Genomic DNA, 18,485 nt, shown 5'->3' with positions numbered 1-18,485 from the left:
GCACGCCAGGCGGCGGCCGCGAGAAGCCACACCGGACCTCCCGCCATCCAGGGCATCACCCGGCCATCCCAAGCACCGCCCAACCGTTACAAGCACCACCAGACCATCGACAGCAGCGCTCCCCGCAATGCCTTCAACACCCCAGCACCGCCCACAACGGCCCAACGACGCCCACAACGACCCCACCATGCCGAGATCGGAGCAGACAAGGCATCCCCCAGCAGCCCGTGCGCACCAGGCGGCGGCCGCGAGAAGCCACACCGGACCTCCCGCCATCCAGGGCATCACCCGGCCATCCCAAGCACCGCCCAACCGTTACGAGCACCACCAGACCATCGACAGCAGCGCTCCCCGCGATGCCTTCAACACCCCAACGCCGCCCACAACGGCCCACCGACGCCCACAACGACCCACCGACGCTCACAACGACCCCACCATGCCGAGATCGAGTCAGACAAGGCCCCCCCCCAGCACGCAGGGAGCGCCAGGCGGCGGCCACGAGAAGCCACACCGGACCTCCCGCCATCCAGAGCATCACCCGGCCATCCCAAGCACCGCCCAACCCTTACAAGCACCACCAGACCATCGACAGCAGCGCTCCCCGCGATGCCTTCAACACCCCAGCACCGCCCACAACGACCCCACGACGCTCACAACGAACCCACCATGCCGAGATCGACTCAGACAAGGCATCCCCCAGCAGCCCAGGCGCGCGCGGCGGCAGTGTCCTCCGCAGACTCAGAACCACCCCGGATCCTCAGCAGCCCGAGCGCGCCAGACGGCGGCCCGGGAGCCCCAGGCAGCGGCCCGGACGCGCGCGGCGGCGACGTGACCGGCCAGGCCAGCAGCCCGGGCACGCCAGACGGCAGCCCGAGCGCGCCAAACAGCAGCGGTTAAGAGACTCCGCCCGCGCTCGCGGGCCCGCGGCCCGGGAACCACAAGCGACGCCATGCGACTCCACGCACGCCTCTTCACAACGGCCCACCCGGTTCGGCTCGAACCCGGTCATCCTGTTCCCATGCCCACCACGTTCGGCCTCGAGATCGCCCTCCCCACGGTCATCCCCAGCACTCGCCGCGACGCGCCTCCGCCCGGGTCGATTCCGGTATCCAGGGGCCAGCACCTCCTGACACGCGCGCTGCCCACCGTCTGGGAGCAGATGCGAGAGGTGAGCCTGGCCAGAGTCCTCGCCGTCATGCGCAATTCGCCCGCGCGGACCGTGCTCACGCATGAGTCCGCCGCGCTACTGCATGGCGCTTGGATGGTGGCTCGCGAGCCGGATGTCCACACGATCTGCTCGGCGTCGGGAAGCAACCGCACCCTCATGCTCCCCCGGGTGGCCTACACGGGCGGGCGGGTGCGGGCCGCCGGCACCCGCGGCGCCGATGGGGAGGGGCGCCAGGCGCGCGTGCGGCGCCATCGGATGAGGGTCGAGCCCGGGCAGGTCGTCGTCGCCCATGGGCTGAGGGTCACCTCGATCCCTCGGACCATCGCCGATTGCCTCCTGGATCTCGATGGGCTCGCCGCCTTCGTCGTCGGCGACTCGCTCATGAGGGTGGCAGTGCGCCCGGACCGGTTCGTCTCCGAGCGGGATCCGGCCAGTCTGCGGGCTTTGCGCGCTGAGGTGCGCGCCATCCTGGTCAGTTGCGGGCGACGTCGGCGCAAGCGGCGGGCTCTGCGCATGCTGGAGCTCCTCAGCCCCTACGCCGAATCACCGGGCGAGAGCCGGCTGCGCTACCTGCTCCTCAAGGAGGGAGTGCCGGTGCCCGTGGTGCAGGCGGGCTTCGTGGTGGAGGGGAGGACGTACTTTGCGGACTTCGGCTGGCCCATGGCGCGCGTCGGCGAGGAGTACGACGGCGAGGGCAAGTACGCCGCTCCCGGAGCCGTCTTCGGGGAGCGACGGCGCGAGCGCAAGGCGGCGCGGGCAGGGTGGAGGCTGGTGCGGGCGACCTCGGCGCAGTTGCGCGATCCCCGCGCCCTGCTGGCCGATCTGCTGCGCGCCCTTCCCGACGACGCCGTCTTCCCCCTCGCCCCGCGCCCGTGGCTGGCATGACGCCGGCGGCAAGCACGGGGAGAAGCCCCGATCGCCCCCACTCGCGCGGGCCAGGTGATCCTGTCGTCCTGGCGGAGGATGGTCGTCAAGCCGTCAGAGAGGACCGCGCCCCGTGACTCCCGGCGTCAAAGAGCCGCGAACGGCCACGCCATGAAGGAGCCCAGGATCAGGTACGGGCCGTAGGCCATGGGGTCCTTGCGGCTGGCGCGCCGGGAGATGAGAAGCACGAGCGCCGCCACCCCGCCGACCATGACCCCGACCCACAGACCGAGCACGAGCACCGACACCCCGTACCACCCCAGCCACAGGCCGATGACGGCGCAGAGCTTGACATCACCGAGCCCGAGCCCAGTTGGCGCCAGAGCGACCAGAAGGCTGATCGCCCCCGCCACCAGCGCGCACAGCACCGCCCGCAGGGCGTCATGAGCCAGCGCGGGCCTGGCCGCGACAGCGACGACGCCGCACGCCATGAGCCACGCCGAGGCAGAGCCAAGAAGCCGGTTGGGCAGGATATGGGCCACGGCGTCAGCACTGGCCGCGACACCCAGCAGCGCCAGCACCGGCAGAGCCGTCACCGTCGGGCCCTGAGCACCCGTGCGAGCGCCCCACCACGCCGCACCGCCACAAACGGCCAACGCGAGCACGGCTTGCGGCAACCACCCCAGGATCCAGGCGCGCCGCACCACAGGGCGCCACCGCGCTTCAGCGCCCACCTCCTCCACCCCCATGCCGGCGGCGCTCCGCTGAGCCGGCGACGGCTCAGACGGCTCAGAGGGCTGAGCGGGCTGAGACGGCTCAGGACGGGCACCGAGCCGCGATTCCCCAGGCGGGGCACCGCCCCCAGACGGCTCAGGACGGGCCAGCCCGTGGATATATCTCCTGGTCCATCGCGCGACAGGACCCGCCGCCAATCCCACAGCGGCAACAGTCTCAGCAGCGAGGAGCCAGTCCATACCGCGCATCATGCCCGCCCCTCCCCCCTCACGGGGAAGACCGCTCCGAGTTCAAGATCAGCGCGACCGACGACGCCCGCCCCGCCCCCGCCGGCGGGCCCCATCACGGCCACCCACTCGCGCCCCCCACTCCTGCCCGCCCGCCTCACTGACTTCCCCGTGGAGTCGCCGTAGAGTCTGCCCCGTGCATGACGAGCCGACCGACGCCCCCGCCTGGGCCGCGCCGCGCGCCCTGGGGCCGCTCAACGCCGTCGTGGAGCTGCCGGGCTCGAAGTCGCTGACCGCGCGGGAGCTCGTGCTGGCGGCCACCGCAGCCGGGCCCAGCACGCTGGCCGGCGTCCTGCGCGCCCGCGACACCGATCTCATGATCGCCGCCCTAACCACCCTGGGCGCGCGCTTCGAGGAGGACGGCTCCCCCACGCGCCTGCGCGTCACCCCCGCGCCGATCCCGTTCCCCGTCAGCCGGTCCGAGCGCCCAACGGCCGACGCGACCGCCAGCGCCCCCGCGCGCATCGACTGCGGTCTGGCGGGCACCGTCATGCGCTTCATCCCGCCACTGGCCGCGCTCGCCGACGCCCCCCTCCTCCTCGACGGCGACGACGCCGCCCGGTCCCGCCCGCTCGGACCCCTGCTCGACGCCGTCTCCGCCCTCGGGGCGCGCGTCGACTACCTGGCCGCACCCGGCTTCCTCCCCGTCCTCATCACCCCGGGGGCCCCGGCAGGCGCGGGGGCGGCCAACGCCCCGGCCAACGCCGTGGCCGGCGCGGGGGCTGGTAACGCCGTGGCCGGCGCGGGGGCGGCCAACGCGAGGGCGGGCGCGGGGACCGGACCCCGGGGCCTCGCCATCGACTCGACCGCCTCCTCCCAGTTCCTCTCCGCACTCCTGCTCGCCGCCCCCCTGCTGCCCGGCGGCGCGCGGATCACCCCGACGGGGCGCGTGCCCTCCCTGCCGCATGTGGCCATGACCGTGGCCTCGCTGCGGGAACGGGGGGTGAGCGTCGAGGAGCCCGCCGCGGGAGCTCCCGAGGGCGAGCGCGCCTGGGCGGTGGCGCCCGGCCGGCCCGCGGGCGCCAGCACCACCATCGAGCCGGATCTGTCCAACGCCGGCCCCTTCCTCGCCGCCGCGCTCGTGGCGGGCGGGACCGTCAGCGTGCCCCACTGGCCCGCCTCCACATCCCAGGCCGGCGACGCCTGGCGGGGCCTCCTGCCGCAGCTCGGCGGAACCATCCGGCTCATCCAGGAGTCGGACGGCGCCCCCGCCCTCCAGGCCACGGGCACCGGCGCGCTGGCGGGCATCGACGCCGACCTGTCCGCCGTCGGCGAGCTCGCGCCCACCGTCGCCGCCCTGGCTGTCCTGGCTTCCGCCCAGGGGCGCACCTCCCGGCTGAGGGGCATCGCGCACCTGCGCGGGCATGAGACGGACCGGCTCGCCGCGATCGTCGCCGAGGCCCGCAGGCTCGGCGCCCCGGCCCGCGAGACCGCGGACGGCATCGAGGTCGGGGCCCTGGCCGCCGGAACCCGGCTGCGCCCGGCCCTGCTCCGCTCCTACGCGGATCACCGCATGGCGGCCTTCGCGGCGATCATCGGGCTGGCCGTCCCCGGGGTGCGGCTCGACGACGTCGCCTGCACTTCCAAGACCCTCCCGGGCTTCACCGGGCTGTGGGGGCGGATGCTCGCCAGCGCCTCACCGGCCGCCCCCGGGCGGGAGGCCCGCTGATGGCCCGCCGCGACACCGGCACCGACGACCCCCGCGTCCACGTGCGCCCGGGACGGGGATCGCGGCCGCGCACCAAGCAGCGCCCGGCCCATGCCGACGCCGCCGAGGGCATGGTCACCCGCATCGACCGGGGCCACTACCGCATCCGCCTGGCCGACCCCTCCCCCACGCTCGACGCCACGGGCGACATCACCGCCATGAAGGCCCGCGAGCTCGGGCGGGGGAAGATCGTCGTCGGGGACCGCGTGGCCGTCGTCGGGGACCTCAGTGGCCGCGATGGCACCCTCGCCCGCCTGGTGCGTATCGAGGAGCGCCGCGCGCTCCTGCGCCGCAGCGCCGAGGACGGCGACGCCGCCGGCACCGAGCGCCCGGTCGTCGCCAACGCGGACATGCTCGTCATCGTCACCGCCGTGGCCGACCCCGAGCCGCGCCCCCGCATGATCGACCGCTACCTCGTGGCGGCCTACGACGCCGGCATGGAGCCTCTTCTCGTCCTGACGAAATCCGACCTCGCCGACGCCGCGGCGCTGCTCGCCCTCTACGAGCCCCTCGGCGTGCGCTCCCTGCCCACCCGCCTCGACGCGGCCTCGCGCGCCGAGGCCTCCCGCGCCGGAGAGGGCGTGGACGCCGTGCGCGCGGCCATCGAGGGGCGGACCGCCGTGTTCGTCGGCCACTCGGGCGTCGGCAAATCCACCCTCATCAACGCCCTCGTGCCCGGGGCCGACCGCGCCACCGGGCACGTCAACGAGGTCACCGGCCGGGGCCGGCACACATCCACGAGCCTCCAGGCCCTCGAACTGCCCGGCGGCGGCTGGGTGATCGACACCCCCGGGGTGCGCTCCTTCGGCGTATCGCATGTCTCCAGCGCCGACGTCCTGCGCGGCTTCCCCGACCTGGCCGCCGTGGCCGAGGACTGCCCCCGCGGCTGCACCCACGAGGCCGGTGTCATCGACTGCGCCCTCGACGACTGGGCCGCCGGGCGCGAACCCTGGGGGGCCGACGACGGCGGGGCTCGGACGCATGGGGCGGCTCAGCATGGGGCCGGGCCGGGGACGCGCCCGGCCAGGGTCGACTCCTTCCGCCGCCTCCTGGCCCCCTCCCGCCTGGCCGAGGACCCCACCAGACCGGCGCCGAGATGAGCGCTGAGGCGATCGCGGCGATCCCCTCCCCCGGCGTCGGGCCCTCCCGGCGATCGACGGCCCTCCGCCCCGGCCAACGGAGATGACCCGGGCGCGGGTGACCTTCGACGCTGTCCTACGGCCCGCGGCGCGCATAGGCTCATCTCATGCCCGACTCGCCAGCGGCACCAGCCGCTCCTCACACAACGGCGGAGGCCCTGCCCCGGCCCACCTGGTCGGACCTGTCGGCCCGGGCGGACCTCACCGTGGCGCGGCGCCGAGTCCTCGAGCTCGTCGAGGCCTCCACCGTCCCGCTGACCGCCGCCGAGCTGGCCGACCGGCTCGCCCTCCACCACAACACGGTCCGCGAGCACCTCGACGCCCTCGTGGAGGCGGGCTTCGTGACGGCGTCGACGCGCCCCACGGGCAGGAGGGGGCGCCCCGCGCTGCTGTACACAGCGGTCTCCCCCGACCCGATGATCGTCATCGACTCCTACCTGACCCTCCTCGACGCGACCGTCGAGACCTTCGGCACCGGCCACGAGGCCCATGAGATCGCCCTGCGCATCGGGCGCCGCTGGGCCGAACTGAGCCCAGCGCCGGCCGCCGCCGAGCCCCTCCCCGAGAGCGCCAGCGACATGGACCGCCTCGCCGCCCTCCTCCCCGCCCTCGCCCTCATGGGATTCGCCCCGCGGATCGACGGCGAGAAGGTCGTCCTCAAGGCCTGCCCTCTCGTCACCCGATCCCGCGCCCCCCACCCGCTGGTCTGCGCGATGCACGAGGGATTCCTCAACGCCATCGCCCAGCGGCAGGGCCTGCTGCCAGCAGCGCCCGAGGGGGCGCCGGACCACGGCGAGCGCCCCCTGCTCGCGATCCACCCCCTGCTGGACGACGGCTGCCACGCCCGTTTCGAGGACTGATTCCCCGGGGCCCTCGGGCCTGGGCGGCCCTCAGCGAGACGGGGCGGGAATGGCCCGAGCCGTCGTCTACTCGCTGGCCTTGAGGATCGCCATGGCGCCCTTCTCCATGTCCGCGAAGGCGTGCGTCACCACCGCGTAGCTGCCGACCGCCGGGACCACGGCCTCCACGAAGCCGCCCTGCGCGGGCTGGAGGCCGAGCGCCTGCGAGCCGCCCCTCCAGGAGCGGCCGACGCCGTCGGGGCCGCCCAGCTGGTAGGCCCCCTCGAAGAACACCGTGTCGAACTGGAGGCCCACCACGTGGAAGGAGGTGGGCAGGGAGGGGCCCGCGTCCATCACCCAGAAGCGCACCCGCTCCCCCGGCCGGGCCTGAAGGGGCTGGAGGGCGTACTGGAAGGCCGCCCCGTTGAAGCACATGAGGTCCGGGGCCTTGGCCGCCACCTTGTCGGCGTCGGTGACGCCTCCCTCGGGCCCCAAGTAGATCTCGGACTGGATGAGGACGTACTCGCGGTCCACGCCCGCCAGCCCATCGGGATCGACGATGACGGCGCCGTGCATCCCGGAGGCCAGGTGGACGCTCATGGGCGCCGTCGAGCAGTGGTAGAGCCAGATGCCGGCGTGCTCGGCGGTGAAGGAGTAGACGAGCGACTCCCCGGGGTTGATGGAGCGCATGACCGCGTCCGGGGAGACGATCCCGGCGTGGAAGTCGATGGAATGGCTCATGGAGCCGTTGTTGACCAGCGTGATCTCGAAGGTGTCCCCCACCTTCCCGCGCAGGACGGGGCCGGGCGCGGTGCCGTTGAAGGTCCAGCGGGTCTGGGTGACGCCCGCGCCCACGTAGACGCTGGGCACCTCGGTGACGGTGAGGGTGTGCTGGTGAACGGTGCCCGCGGGCGCGGGGGCGAGGGCGGCGTCGAAAGGCGTGAAGCCCTCCGGCAGGGGCGCCTCGCGGTTCGGGGTGGCGCTCGGGCCGTCTGCCGCCGCGCCGTGCCCGCCGTGCCCGCCGTGGCCGCCGTGCCCGGTGGCCGCCTGGCTCGGCTGGGCCGCGCCCGTCGCCCGCCCGTCAGCGGTGATGCGCAGGACCATGCCCTGGGCGCGGTGCCCGGCGATGGAGCACCAGCCCTCGACGGGCCCGGTGATGACCCCGGCGTCGAGCCGCGCGCTGGCGCCCGCCGCGACGCGCCCGGTGGTGGCGCCTCCGGCCAGGACGAGGTCGTGGACCTGGTCGCCGGTGTTCTCCAGGGTGATGACGAGCCGGTCCCCGCTGGCGACGTCGATCGTGTCGGGCACGAAGCGCATTCCCTTCACGGTGACCGTGGCCTCAGTGGTGCGGCCGCTCCCGGTGGCGCCGCCCTGGGAGGCGCCGTTCCACGCGTGGATCGCCGTGCCGACGACGGCGGCGGCGCCCGCGGTGGCCACGCCGAGGATCGCCCCGCGCCGGTCGAGGGCGCGGGCGGGAAGGGCGCCCGCGGCCCTGGAGGAGCCCGGCGCGCCGGTGGCGGTCGGCGCGCCGGGGGCGCTAGGGGTTCCAGGGGCACCGGTGGCGCCGGGGGCGCTCGGCTTGTCAGGGACGTCGGTCATGGTGCTCTCCAGTGGTGGGGGCGCCCGCGGGCGCGGGTCGGGAGGGGACGGGCTGGGCATGGCTGGTCCGATGGGGGCCGCGGGCCGGATCACCGGCGCCGCGGGGCCGCCGCTCGAGCGCGCAGCGCGCCATACCCACGGGCACGGCGGCCGCGAGCGCGCCCGCCAGCAGGGCCCCGGCCAGGCGCACCGGCGTCGTCAGGACAGGGGCGAGGGCGATGAGCAGCCCCGCATTGGCGGCGGTGACGCGGTAGGAGGCGGCGCGGTCGAGGATCGCGTTGGTGGCGCGCGTGGCGGCGGGACCCCCGCCGAGCATGACGGGAGTGAGATAGGACAGTGCCCCGATCAGCACCTGGAGGGCGAAGCCCGCGGCCAGCGGGAGGCGCAGCCCGTGGATCGCCTGGCGCATGGCGGCGGCCTGGGCGGCCGCGTCGGCGCCTCCCGCGCCGTCGGCCAGGGCGCCCACGATCCCCCTGCCGAGCAGGACGACGCCGGCGATGAACCAGCAGACCGCGGCCGCCGTCGAGGCGGTGGCGTAGGAGTTGGGGGGCACGCGCCGGGCGGTGCGCAGCGCGGGGCCGAGGACGCTCGCGGCGCCCAGCAGGTAGATCGGCACCCCGAGCGCCCCGAGCGGCGCCCACGCGCCGGCGGCGGCGGACAGCGCGGTCCCCACCACGAGGACCGGCAGCCCCCGGGCCGCCCGGCGCGGGGCGTCGGGCTCCATGCGGGTGCGCAGCATCGTGGGCCATAGGACGGTGAGGGTGCCCAGCACGGTGATGCCCACGAAGCCCAGGAGCATCGTCGTCGTGTGAGCGATGTAGAGGGCGTCGACCAGGCGCGGGCCGACCGCTCCGCCCGTGCTGCCGCCCCCGCCGTGCTCCCCCGCCCAGTTGGTGAGCCAGCCGAGGAGGGCGCCCGTGGCCAAGGCGACGAGGGCGACGGCGTAGTGGAGGGCGAGCGCCCCCATCCGAGGCGCGACCGCGCGGCGGCGCTGGACGAGGATCGCCGCCACGCCCAGCAGGGCCTGGGCGATGACCACCGCGGCACCGGCCAGGGCGAGCCGGTCCAGGCCCGCGGTGATGCCGGTGAGCACGGCGATCGCGCCGAGGCCGTGGGCGGCGAGCCGGGCGTCGAGGAGCGCGGCGCCGCCCCAGGCGGGCCGGTGAAGGAGGGTGTCGGCGAAATGGGCCGACCAGGTGGTGATCGCCGAGCCGATGCCGCCCAGCAGCAGGATGTGCAGGGGCAGCCACGCCCCCCAGGTGGCCAGCGGGCCGGCGAGGACGCCCACCGTCACCGCGCCCGCGGCGACGAGCCAGGCCAGGACGACGCCATTGCGGCGCGTCTGGGCGGCGCGCCTGCCCCCGCCCCCGGATCCGCCCGCGCCCCCGGGGCGTCGGGGCGGCCCACCGGGAGCACGGCCGGAGGGGCCGGGCATGGGGGTCGGCGGCATCATGGGCGGCTCCCGATCCTGCCCGAGGACACCGCCCGGGTGACGGCGATGAGCATGAAGGCGAGAATCCCGACGATGCCGACCACTCCGCCAGCCTGCCAGGGGCGCAGGGCCCCGGCCGCGAGCGCGCCCACCCGCAGCGCCAGGCCGCCGTGGAGGAGCGCGAAGGGCACCCACATGAGGGGGTGGTGAGGCAGCTTGCGATGGACGATCGCGGGGATGATCGTGGGGGCGTGGGCCAGGATCATGGAGAAGGCGAAGCCCAGGCCGAGGCTGTGGATGATGATCTCGTAGGCGTTTCCCTCCAGGCCCCGTGCGGTCCAGACCGCCCCGGCGACCGCGAGCCAGAGGTAGCCGGCGAGCATGGAGGCCGCCGCGAAGCGCACGGCGCCGGCGGCGCGTCCCCGGGAGCGGATCGTGCGGCGCGCGACGTCGTAGTAGGCCATGGTGACGGCCAGGCCCAGGAGCGCGGGGCCGATGATGATCGTGGCCCTGTCCCCGGTGGGGTGGAGGCAGGCCCCCAGCAGCGCGGTGGCGGATAGTCCCGCCACGACCGCCTCGACGGCGCCGTCGAGGAAGGCGACGCGGGCGAGCTCGAGGCGCTCACCGACGATCGTGAGCGTGGGCAGGAGGAGCCACAGGGGGACGCAGTCCTCGATGGGGGCCCCCGCGATCCACAGCAGGATCCCGAGGATGAGGGCGATGGCGCCCAGGGCCTCGACGTCGCCGGCCACCGAGGGGGCGCGGCGGTGGACTGCGATGTAGATGGCGCCCAGGGCCAGCGCCCCGACGAGCGTGATCAAGCGGCCGACTCCCTGCGGCGCGCCGGCCGGGCCCAGGAGCGCCCCGAGGGCCAGCCCGGCGGGGGCGAGGAAAGCCCAGGCGGCCCGCGCGGCCACGGCCCGCTCCAGGGAGATGACCGTGCCGAGGAAGCCCACGAGCATGAGGGGGCCGTGGAGGGGGGCGAGGGATCCTGGGGCGGGCCCCGCGTCGATGACCGGCGCGGAAAGGCCGAGCCGCAGCAGAGCGGCCTCAAGGCCGGTGAGCAGGCAGGCTCCGGCCATGGCCAGGGCGAGGAACCGGGGCGCGAGCCTGGCAGGCCGAGGCCCCCCGGCTCCCCGGCTCTCGCCCGTGGAGCCGCCCTGCTCGCCCCGGCCCAGCGTTTTAATCACAAGGCGTACCGTATTAAAGTCGTACTGAGGCGAGCAACGCCCGCGGCAGCGGTCCTGCTCACCCGGCGGCCCCGGCCGCCGCGCGACAGCCATTCGCCAGCCGGACGGCCCCCTCGGGCCCTCCAGCCCACCCCACGTCAAGGAGCACCAGATGAGCGAGAACCCGAACCTCCTGCCGATCGAGGAGAAGAAGTCCGGCGGCTGTGGATGCGGCTGCGCGCCCAGCGACGAGCGCCTCTCCCTCGACGCCCGCGTGATCCCCCACCGCCTGCGCCACGCCGCCGTCCTGGGGGCCGCGTCGAGCCTGACGGTCGGCGAGTCCTTCGACCTCCTCGCCCCGCACGTGCCCACGCCGCTGCTGTCCCAGATCGACCAGCTCGATGGCTCCTTCGCCTATGAGCTGCTCGAGGCCGAGGACGGCTACGCGCGCGTCGAGATCCGCCGCACCGCCTGAGCAGCCCGTCCCCTCACGGCCCCGGCCATCGCCGGGCGCCGTGGGCCCGCGCCCTGCCCGCGAGGACGATCCGTATCCTTGACCCCATGACCTCCGCCCCTGCTTACGCCCCGCGTAGCGGCACCGCCAGGACGCGCCTGCCGGTGCCGCTGGCGGTCGCGCCCAAGAGGCCGGGCGGGGCGGGCGCCGAGTCACCCGGCGCCACCGGGCTCCCCTGGCCGGGCCCTCCGCCGAGCACCCTGACCGACCGCTACGGGCGGGTGGTGCGAGACCTGCGCCTGTCGATCACCGACCGCTGCAACCTGCGCTGCTCCTACTGCATGCCCGCGCAGGGACTGGACTGGCTCGCCACGCCCCTCCTGCTCACCGCCGACGAGATCGGCCGTCTCGCCCGCATCGCCGTCACCCGCCTGGGGGTCGAGCGGATCCGCATCACCGGTGGGGAGCCGCTCATGCGCCGGGACCTTGAGGAGATCATCAGCGCCATCGCCGCCCTGCGCACCCCCGGCGGCGCGGTCCCGGACATCGGGCTGACCACCAACGGGCTCGGGTTGGACAAGCGCGCCGCCGCCCTGCGCGACGCGGGCCTGGCCCGCGTCAACGTCTCCATCGACGCCCTGGACCGCGAGGCCTACGCGGGGCTCACCCGCCGCGATCGGCTCGACGACGCCCTGGCCGGCGCCACCGCCGCGCAGGCCGCGGGCCTAGAGCCCATCAAGGTCAACGCCGTCGCCCTGCCGGGCACGCTTGACGCCCAGGCCCCCCGCCTGCTCGCCGAGTGCCTGCGGCGCGGGTGGCAGTTGCGCTTCATCGAGCACATGCCCCTGGGACCGCGCGAGTCCTGGAGGGCCGAGGACGTCGTCGGCGCCGAGCGGATCCTCGCCGCGCTGGCCGGGGCGGGCTTCGCACTGGAGGAGGCCGGGCGCCCGGACCGCCGCCCCGCCGCGCTGTGGCGCGTGGCGGCCGGTGAGCACGACGGCGCCGCCCACCCCGCCGGCAGCGTGGGGATCATCGCCTCGGTGACCGCCCCGTTTTGCGCCGACTGCGACCGGGCCCGCATCACCGCGGACGGCCGCCTCATGACCTGCCTGTTCTCCTCCACCGAGACCGATCTGCGCGCCCCCCTGCGCCAGGGCGCGACGGATGAGGACATCATGCGCCTGTGGGCCGCCGCCGCCTGGCGCAAGCCCCTCGCCCACGGGTCGGACGACCCCGGCGCGCTGCCCTCGGGCTTCGAGAGGCCGGGCCGGACGATGTCCGCCATCGGCGGATGAGGACCCGGCCGCCCCGCGGCGCCCCGCCCCTGAGCCACACGGAAGGACCACCATGACCGCATCCGATCCCGCGGTGATCGAGCTGCGCTACTTCGCCGCCGCCGCCCAGGCCGCCGGCCGAGCCGAGGAGCGCCTGGAGGCCTCGGGCCCGCTCACGCTCGCGGGCCTGCGCGAGCGCCTGGCGGGCAGGGGCGTCGAGATGGCGAGGATCATCGGCATCTCGACCTTCCTCGTCAACGGCCTGTCCACGCCCGCGGACTCCCTGGCCCCGCTGGCGGACGGCGACCGGGTGGACGTCCTGCCGCCCTTCGCCGGGGGCTGAGCCCGGGCCGCCCCTCGGCCCTCCTCCCGGGGGCGGGCGCGCCGGTCAGGCGCAGTTGCTCCACTCGGTGGTGCCGTCTGAGAAGCGCTGGTTCTTCCACACCGGCAGGCGGCGCTTGACCTCCTCGACGGCGTCGCTCACGGCGGCGAAGGCCTCGGCGCGGTGGTCAGCGCTGGCGGCCACCCCCAGCGCGGTGTCCCCGATCGCGAGCTCGCCCGTGCGATGGACGATCGCCAGGGCGCGCAGGCCGGACCGCGCCGCGACATCCGCGGCGATCCGCTCAATGACCTCCCCCGCGCTCGGATGGGCGGAGTAGGCGATGGACTCCACGGCGCGGCCGCCGTCGTGATCACGGACCATCCCGTCGAAGGTGACGACGGCCCCGGCCGCGCGATCGGCGACGGCGCGCGCCAGTTCGGCGGCGCTCACGGGGCCCTCGGTCATCTCGGCGCGCGCAATCCGCGCGCACCCCCGCCCCTCGGCACCGGTAGCCTCGTGCGCAGCGCCGTGGTCTGTCTCGCGCACCATCCCGCCCTCCTCGACTGCATGATGGACGCGCCAGACCCTACACCGCCCGCCGCCGAAGCGCCCCGAGGAGGAGACATGCCCAGCCCCACGATGATCCCGCCTGAGCGATACGTTGACGAGGCCCTGGCCGCCTTGCGCCCGCTCGGCGCCATCCCCACGCGGCTGGAGGACGCGCACGGGCTGGTCCTGGCAGAGGATGTCACCGCCGCGCTTCCAGTGCCGCCGTGGACGAACTCGGCGATGGACGGATACGCCCTGCGAGCCGCGGATGCCGCCGGGGCCGCCGAGCAGGCGCCCGTTGTCCTACCGGTGTCGGGCGATGCCCCGGCGGGCAGCGCTCCGGCGCCCCTGGCCCCGGGGACCGCGATGCGCATTATGACCGGCGCGATGCTGCCCGAGGGCGCCGACGCCGTCGTGAGAGTGGAGGACACCGACCAGTCCCCGGGCCCGCACCCGCTGCCCGGCAGGGTCGCGATCCACGCCGCCCCCGCCATCGGCCTCAACGTGAGGAGGGCCGGGGAGGGCTGCGCCGTCGGGGACCCGGTTATGAGGGCGGGGACTCTCCTGGGTGCCACCGCGATCTCCGCGCTCGCCTCGGTTGGCCGGGGCGAGGTGCTCGCCCGCCCGCGCCCGCGCGTGGCGGTCGTGTCCACCGGCGCCGAGCTCGTCGATCCGGGGCGGTCTCTCGCCCCGGGAGAGATCCCGGACTCGAACTCCCTGCTGCTGGCCGGCCTCGTCCGCGAGTGCGGCGCCGCCTTCGCGGGCGCGCGCCGCAGCGCCGACACCGCCGAGGACCTGGCCCGCGCCCTCGTCGAGGCAGCCCAGGACGCGGATCTCGTGGTGACCTCGGGCGGCGTGTCCGCCGGGGCCTTCGACCCGCTGACCATGCTCGCCGCGCGCCCCGCCGGCCCCGGGGCGCGGGTGCGGATCGGCTTCGCCAAGGTCGCGATGCAGCCGGGCAAGCCGCAGGGCCGCGGCGCCATCGTCGCCGACGACGGGCGCGAGGTGCCGCTGCTGTGCCTGCCGGGCAACCCGGTCAGCGTGCTGGTGTCCTTCACGCTCGTCGTCGCCCCCGCGCTCGCCCTCCTCGCCGGGCACCCGCGGGCCACCGCGGCCGCCCCCGCTTCGCGCGCGAGGGCCGCCGCCGCGTGGACGGGCCCGAGGGGGCGGCGCCAGTACATCCCCGTGCGAGTCGTCGGCGCGCCGGACCCGTTGCCCGAGCCGCTGCCAGGGCCCCCGGATGGGGCGGGCCCGACCCTGCCCTGGGTGGAGCCCACCCACCGGCTCGGCTCGGGCTCGCACCTCGTGTCCTCGCTCGGCGCCGCCCAGGCGCTCGCCGTCGTCGATGAGGGCTCCACCGGGGCGCGGCCCGGCGACGTCGTCAGCCTCATCCCCCTGCCCTCCCCCGCCCGCCCCCACTGATAAGGAGCCCGATATGGCCGATCCCGCCCCCATCCGACTGACCCACCTGGATTCCTCGGGCGCCGCCCGCATGGTCGACGTCACGGGGAAGGCCCCCACCACGCGCTCGGCCAGCGCCGCGGCCACCGTGCGCTGCTCGCCGGCGATCGTGGAGGCGCTGCGCGCGGGGACCGTCCCCAAGGGCGATGTGCTGGCCGTGGCGCGCATCGCCGGCATCGCCGCCGCCAAGCGCGTCCCCGAGCTGCTGCCGCTGGCGCATGTCATCGGCGTGCACGGGGCGAGCGTGGACCTGAGGATCGTCGACGACGGCGTGGAGATCCGCGCCACCGTGCGCACCGCGGACCGCACGGGGGTGGAGATGGAGGCGCTCACCGCCGTGACCGTGGCCGGCCTGGCGGTGGTGGACATGGTCAAGGGCGTCGACCGCGACGTCATGCTCACCGACGCCCGCGTCACCGCGAAGTCCGGTGGTCGCAGCGGGGACTGGGCGCGACCGGAATGACCGGCGCGCTTGACGCCGTCGTCCTCGCGGGAGGGACCGCCCGGCGCCTGGGCGGGGTCTCGAAGCCGGATGTGCTCCTGGCCGGTCGGCGCCTGCTCGACCACGTCCTGGAGGGGATCGGCGCCCTGCGCGCCAGCGGTGGGATCCCCCCGGGGCGGACCGTCGTCGTCGCCCCCGGGGAGGTGGCACTGCCCGCGGGGGTGCTGCGGGCCCTGGAGGACCCGCCGCTGGGAGGGCCGGTGGCGGGGATCGCCGCCGGACTCGAGGCCCTGGCCGCGGGCGGCGGGCCGGTTGGGGCCGCGCCCGTGACGGCCGTGCTGACCTGTGACGCGCCCGGGGCCCCGGCCGCCCTGCCCGCGCTCCTGGGGGCACTTCTGGCCAAGCGGGCCGGCGCGGGGGTAGACGGCGCCTGCGCCCGGGACGGGGATCACACGCAGTATCTGCTCGGCGTCTACAGGACCCCCGCGCTGCGCGGGGCGGTGGCGCCGGGGGGCCGAGCGCTGCGGGATTTCGCCGTGCGCCGGGCGCTGGGGGCGCTGCGCGTGCAGGAGGTGACCGGCACAGCCGGCGCCGCCCGGGACCTCGACACCTGGGAGCAGGTGCGCGCCTGGCGGGGATAAGGCCGGAGCGCCCGGCCTCACCGGTCCGCGCGGGTCCCGGCTCAGCGGATCCGGCCTCAGTGATCCCCGCCGCCGAGCTGCTCCAGCACATGCGGGATGAGCGGCCCCACCACGGTGATCGAGTCCTTAACCCCGCCCTTGGAGCCGGGGGCGTTGACGACGAGGGCGCCGTCGGCGTCGCGCGAGGTGACCCCCACGTAGCCCCGGGACAGGCCCGCGAGCGGCGTCTTGGTCAGGCCGTGGGAGCGAATCTGGGCCTCGATACCCTCCAGGCGCGCGACCAGGAGCGGCGCGGTGCCCTCGGGAGTCAGGTCCCTGGGGGTGACGCCGGTGCCGCCGGTGGTCAGGATGACGCGGGCGCCGTCGGCAATGGCCTCCTCGATGGCGGCGCGGACCTCCTGGGCGCCGTCGGGGATGAGGCGGACCGCCTCGACGACGACGCCGTGCTCGGCCAGGAGGCGCTGGGCGAGGGGGCCGGACTCGTCGGGGCGGGAGCCGCTCGCGCAGCGGTCGGAGACAGTGATGACCGCACCGCGCACGGTGCCGGTCATGGGGGCGAGGCGCTTCTGAGCGATGGGCTCGTCGGCCGGCGCCGGGTCGGGGCGCGCTGTGGCGCTGGCGGCGCTGGCGGCGGGAACTGGGGGCGTCGGAGTGCTCATGGCCCCACGGTAACGGCGCCAGGACCGGTCTCGACGCTGTTTTCGACCGGTCTCGCTCCTGTTTTCGACCGGTCTCGGGAGGGGGAGACGGGGATTACGTGACTCGCCCGTAACCTTAAGGGGCGAGGCACCGCTTCGGGGGGCGCCCCTCTTCGCCCGGCTCGCCAGTGCCTTTCCCTTTACACCGGGACTCTCCGGCGTATTTCGGGCATCATGGACGGACGCCCCACGCGGGGCCGCTCGCCATGCGCGCTCGCCGTGAACAACCGCGGCGCGCGCTCGGCGACGACGACGCCGCCCACCTCCCAGGAGACATCTTGCCCACGCTCGACACCACCGGCCGGACCCTCACCGGATGGAACCCCGAGGAGCCCGAGAACTGGTCCTCGTCCATCGCCTGGCGCACCCTGGCCATCACCACCTTCTCCCTCATGCTCGGCTTCACGGTCTGGTTCCTGCCGAGCGCCATCGCCCCGCGCCTCAACGAGATCGGCTTCGCGCTGAGCAAGAACCAGCTCTACTGGCTGACCTCGATGCCCGGCCTGTCCTGCGGCCTCCTGCGACTGATCTACATGTTCCTGCCGGCCACCATCGGCACGCGCAAGATGATCGGCATCTCCTCCCTGCTCTACCTGCTGCCGATGCTCGGCTGGTTCTCCGCCGTCCAGAACCCCTCCACCTCCTACGGGGTCCTCCTCGGCCTGGCCTTCACCTGCGGCGTCGGCGCCGCCACGTTCTCCGGCTACATGCCCTCCACCGGCTTCTTCTTCCCCAAGCGCCTGTCCGGCACCGCCCTGGGCCTCCAGGGTGGCCTGGGCAACATCGGCGCGGGCATCATCCAGCTCGCCGCGCCCTTCCTCATGTCCACCTCCCTGTTCGGCCTGACCTGGGTGGAGCGCCACTCCGCGGGCGCCCCCATGGTGGTCAACGCGACCGTCTTCTTCCTGCCCTGGTCCGTCCTGGCCGCCCTCCTCGCCTTCATCTACCTCAAGGACGTGCCGGTCAAGGCGAACGTCAAGGAGCAGTTGGACATCTTCGGCAACATCGACACCTGGCTCATGACGGTCCTGTACATCATGACCTTCGGCATCTTCTCCGGATTCGCCGCCCAGACGGCCCTTATCATCAACAACAACTACGGCGCCGCCTCCGCCCTGGCCGACGCCGGCCTCACCGGCCTGCCCAAGGGCGCCAGCTACGCCTTCCTGGGCACCTTCATCGGCTCGCTGCTGCGCTTCGCCTGGGGCCCGCTGTGCGACCGCTTCGGCGGCGCCATCTGGACCTTCGTCTCCGCGATCGGCATGGCGGCGACCCTCGGGTTCTGCGGCTGGCAGCTGACCATGGTCGACTCCGTCGGGGACTTCAAGGTCTTCATGGCCGGCCTGCTGGCCATGTTCTTCTTCGCGGGCGTCGGCAACGCCGCCACCTTCAAGCAGATGCCCATGATCATGCCCAAACGCCAGGCCGGCGGCGCCATCGGCTTCACCGCCGCCGTCGCCTCGCTGGGCCCCTTCCTCGTCGGCGTGGCGCTGGCCGCCATGCCGGCCTCGACCTTCTTCTTCGCCTGCGCCGCCTACTGCGCTCTGTGCGCCGTCATCTGCTGGATCCGCTACGCGCGCCCGAACGCCAAGCGCCCGGGCTGATCACCACCGGCCCCGCCACCCGGAGCCATCCGCGGTGACGGGGCCGCATCGGGTAGCCAAGCCGGCCAAGCCAACCGAGCCAACCGTGCCGCCGCCCCAC

At 75.0% G+C, this 18,485-nt stretch carries 17 protein-coding genes; 11 read left to right on the top strand and 6 right to left on the bottom strand.

The window, feature by feature from the left end:
* Positions 1-1,018 precede the first annotated feature (1,018 nt).
* On the top strand, positions 1,019-2,053 hold the full coding sequence (locus tag GVV76_RS06025) for a hypothetical protein (RefSeq protein WP_159625728.1): 1,035 nt from the start codon (positions 1,019-1,021) through the stop codon (positions 2,051-2,053).
* 125 nt (positions 2,054-2,178) lie between these two features.
* Here GVV76_RS06025 and GVV76_RS10420 read toward each other — a convergent pair whose 3' ends face one another.
* On the bottom strand, positions 2,179-2,628 hold the full coding sequence (locus GVV76_RS10420) for a prepilin peptidase (protein ID WP_236263246.1): 450 nt from the start codon (positions 2,626-2,628) through the stop codon (positions 2,179-2,181).
* Between the two features lie 562 nt (positions 2,629-3,190).
* Between GVV76_RS10420 and GVV76_RS06015 the strand changes: the two genes are divergently transcribed.
* The 3 genes from GVV76_RS06015 (at position 3,191) to GVV76_RS06005 (ending at position 6,761) form a co-directional block, all read left to right on the top strand.
* Positions 3,191-4,723, top strand: a complete 1,533-nt coding sequence (locus GVV76_RS06015; RefSeq protein ID WP_159625724.1) for a 3-phosphoshikimate 1-carboxyvinyltransferase — start codon at positions 3,191-3,193, stop codon at positions 4,721-4,723.
* Positions 4,723-5,862: a ribosome small subunit-dependent GTPase A gene (gene rsgA / locus GVV76_RS06010; protein ID WP_159625722.1), complete on the top strand. Its 1,140-nt coding sequence runs from the start codon at positions 4,723-4,725 to the stop codon at positions 5,860-5,862. Before GVV76_RS06015 ends, rsgA begins: the two co-directional genes overlap by 1 nt.
* A 146-nt stretch (positions 5,863-6,008) precedes the next feature.
* Entirely contained in the window at positions 6,009-6,761 is a 753-nt protein-coding gene (locus GVV76_RS06005) for a helix-turn-helix transcriptional regulator (protein WP_159524216.1), read from the top strand.
* A 66-nt stretch (positions 6,762-6,827) separates the two neighbouring features.
* On the opposite strand, the gene GVV76_RS06000 is transcribed toward GVV76_RS06005, so the two are convergent.
* Genes GVV76_RS06000 through GVV76_RS05990 form a run of 3 tightly spaced genes read right to left on the bottom strand, consistent with a single transcriptional unit; the run spans position 6,828 to position 10,961 of the window.
* Positions 6,828-8,339: a multicopper oxidase domain-containing protein gene (locus GVV76_RS06000; RefSeq protein WP_236263244.1), complete on the bottom strand. Its 1,512-nt coding sequence runs from the start codon at positions 8,337-8,339 to the stop codon at positions 6,828-6,830.
* Positions 8,323-9,792 carry a hypothetical protein gene (locus GVV76_RS05995; RefSeq protein WP_159625719.1) on the bottom strand — a complete coding sequence of 490 codons (1,470 nt, stop codon included), beginning with the start codon at positions 9,790-9,792 and terminating at the stop codon, positions 8,323-8,325. The genes GVV76_RS06000 and GVV76_RS05995 overlap by 17 nt, the downstream gene beginning before the upstream one ends.
* Positions 9,789-10,961: a hypothetical protein gene (locus tag GVV76_RS05990; RefSeq protein ID WP_201292207.1), complete on the bottom strand. Its 1,173-nt coding sequence runs from the start codon at positions 10,959-10,961 to the stop codon at positions 9,789-9,791. The genes GVV76_RS05995 and GVV76_RS05990 overlap by 4 nt, the downstream gene beginning before the upstream one ends.
* 151 nt (positions 10,962-11,112) lie before the next feature.
* Between GVV76_RS05990 and GVV76_RS05985 the strand changes: the two genes are divergently transcribed.
* The 3 genes from GVV76_RS05985 (at position 11,113) to GVV76_RS05975 (ending at position 13,011) form a co-directional block, all read left to right on the top strand.
* Positions 11,113-11,415, top strand: a complete 303-nt coding sequence (locus GVV76_RS05985; RefSeq protein ID WP_159524214.1) for a DUF2249 domain-containing protein — start codon at positions 11,113-11,115, stop codon at positions 11,413-11,415.
* 86 nt (positions 11,416-11,501) lie between these two features.
* Complete coding sequence (gene moaA / locus GVV76_RS05980) at positions 11,502-12,689, top strand: GTP 3',8-cyclase MoaA (RefSeq protein WP_159625717.1); 1,188 nt, start codon at positions 11,502-11,504, stop codon at positions 12,687-12,689.
* 52 nt (positions 12,690-12,741) lie between these two features.
* Positions 12,742-13,011: a MoaD/ThiS family protein gene (locus tag GVV76_RS05975; protein WP_159524212.1), complete on the top strand. Its 270-nt coding sequence runs from the start codon at positions 12,742-12,744 to the stop codon at positions 13,009-13,011.
* A gap of 45 nt (positions 13,012-13,056) precedes the next feature.
* On the opposite strand, the gene GVV76_RS05970 is transcribed toward GVV76_RS05975, so the two are convergent.
* Positions 13,057-13,539: a molybdenum cofactor biosynthesis protein MoaE gene (locus tag GVV76_RS05970; RefSeq protein WP_159625715.1), complete on the bottom strand. Its 483-nt coding sequence runs from the start codon at positions 13,537-13,539 to the stop codon at positions 13,057-13,059.
* A 75-nt stretch (positions 13,540-13,614) separates the two neighbouring features.
* Between GVV76_RS05970 and GVV76_RS05965 the strand changes: the two genes are divergently transcribed.
* The 3 genes from GVV76_RS05965 to mobA are packed head-to-tail and all read left to right on the top strand — an operon-like array spanning position 13,615 to position 16,083.
* Positions 13,615-14,961, top strand: a complete 1,347-nt coding sequence (locus GVV76_RS05965; protein WP_159625713.1) for a molybdopterin molybdotransferase MoeA — start codon at positions 13,615-13,617, stop codon at positions 14,959-14,961.
* 13 nt (positions 14,962-14,974) lie between these two features.
* Positions 14,975-15,463 (top strand): cyclic pyranopterin monophosphate synthase MoaC, encoded by a 489-nt coding sequence (gene moaC, locus GVV76_RS05960; protein ID WP_159524209.1) that lies wholly within the window; start codon positions 14,975-14,977, stop codon positions 15,461-15,463.
* A complete protein-coding gene (gene mobA, locus GVV76_RS05955; RefSeq protein ID WP_159625711.1) occupies positions 15,460-16,083 on the top strand; it encodes a molybdenum cofactor guanylyltransferase in 624 nt (207 codons plus the stop codon). Before moaC ends, mobA begins: the two co-directional genes overlap by 4 nt.
* A gap of 56 nt (positions 16,084-16,139) precedes the next feature.
* Here mobA and GVV76_RS05950 read toward each other — a convergent pair whose 3' ends face one another.
* A complete protein-coding gene (locus GVV76_RS05950; RefSeq protein ID WP_201292209.1) occupies positions 16,140-16,634 on the bottom strand; it encodes a MogA/MoaB family molybdenum cofactor biosynthesis protein in 495 nt (164 codons plus the stop codon).
* A gap of 425 nt (positions 16,635-17,059) precedes the next feature.
* Here GVV76_RS05950 and GVV76_RS05945 point away from each other — a divergent pair, with 425 nt between their 5' ends.
* Positions 17,060-18,385, top strand: a complete 1,326-nt coding sequence (locus GVV76_RS05945; protein WP_159524206.1) for an MFS transporter — start codon at positions 17,060-17,062, stop codon at positions 18,383-18,385.
* The last annotated feature ends 100 nt before the right edge of the window (positions 18,386-18,485 follow it).

It is taken from the genome of Actinomyces sp. zg296, assembly GCF_009829695.1.
GTDB classification, from domain to species: Bacteria; Actinomycetota; Actinomycetes; order Actinomycetales; family Actinomycetaceae; genus Actinomyces; species Actinomyces marmotae.
This window is presented reverse-complemented; position numbering and strand designations above follow the sequence as displayed.

Coding starts and splice junctions, on each gene's coding strand:
- GVV76_RS05985 (WP_159524214.1), top strand. CDS start 11,113: ATGAGCGAGAACCCGAACCTCCTGCCGATCGAGGAGAAGAAGTCCGGC.
- GVV76_RS06025 (WP_159625728.1), top strand. CDS start 1,019: ATGCCCACCACGTTCGGCCTCGAGATCGCCCTCCCCACGGTCATCCCC.
- mobA (WP_159625711.1), top strand. CDS start 15,460: ATGACCGGCGCGCTTGACGCCGTCGTCCTCGCGGGAGGGACCGCCCGG.
- GVV76_RS05965 (WP_159625713.1), top strand. CDS start 13,615: ATGCCCAGCCCCACGATGATCCCGCCTGAGCGATACGTTGACGAGGCC.
- moaA (WP_159625717.1), top strand. CDS start 11,502: ATGACCTCCGCCCCTGCTTACGCCCCGCGTAGCGGCACCGCCAGGACG.
- GVV76_RS05970 (WP_159625715.1), bottom strand. CDS start 13,539: ATGGTGCGCGAGACAGACCACGGCGCTGCGCACGAGGCTACCGGTGCC.
- GVV76_RS05995 (WP_159625719.1), bottom strand. CDS start 9,792: ATGATGCCGCCGACCCCCATGCCCGGCCCCTCCGGCCGTGCTCCCGGT.
- rsgA (WP_159625722.1), top strand. CDS start 4,723: ATGGCCCGCCGCGACACCGGCACCGACGACCCCCGCGTCCACGTGCGC.
- GVV76_RS06000 (WP_236263244.1), bottom strand. CDS start 8,339: ATGACCGACGTCCCTGACAAGCCGAGCGCCCCCGGCGCCACCGGTGCC.
- GVV76_RS05950 (WP_201292209.1), bottom strand. CDS start 16,634: ATGACCGGCACCGTGCGCGGTGCGGTCATCACTGTCTCCGACCGCTGC.
- GVV76_RS05975 (WP_159524212.1), top strand. CDS start 12,742: ATGACCGCATCCGATCCCGCGGTGATCGAGCTGCGCTACTTCGCCGCC.
- GVV76_RS06005 (WP_159524216.1), top strand. CDS start 6,009: ATGCCCGACTCGCCAGCGGCACCAGCCGCTCCTCACACAACGGCGGAG.
- moaC (WP_159524209.1), top strand. CDS start 14,975: ATGGCCGATCCCGCCCCCATCCGACTGACCCACCTGGATTCCTCGGGC.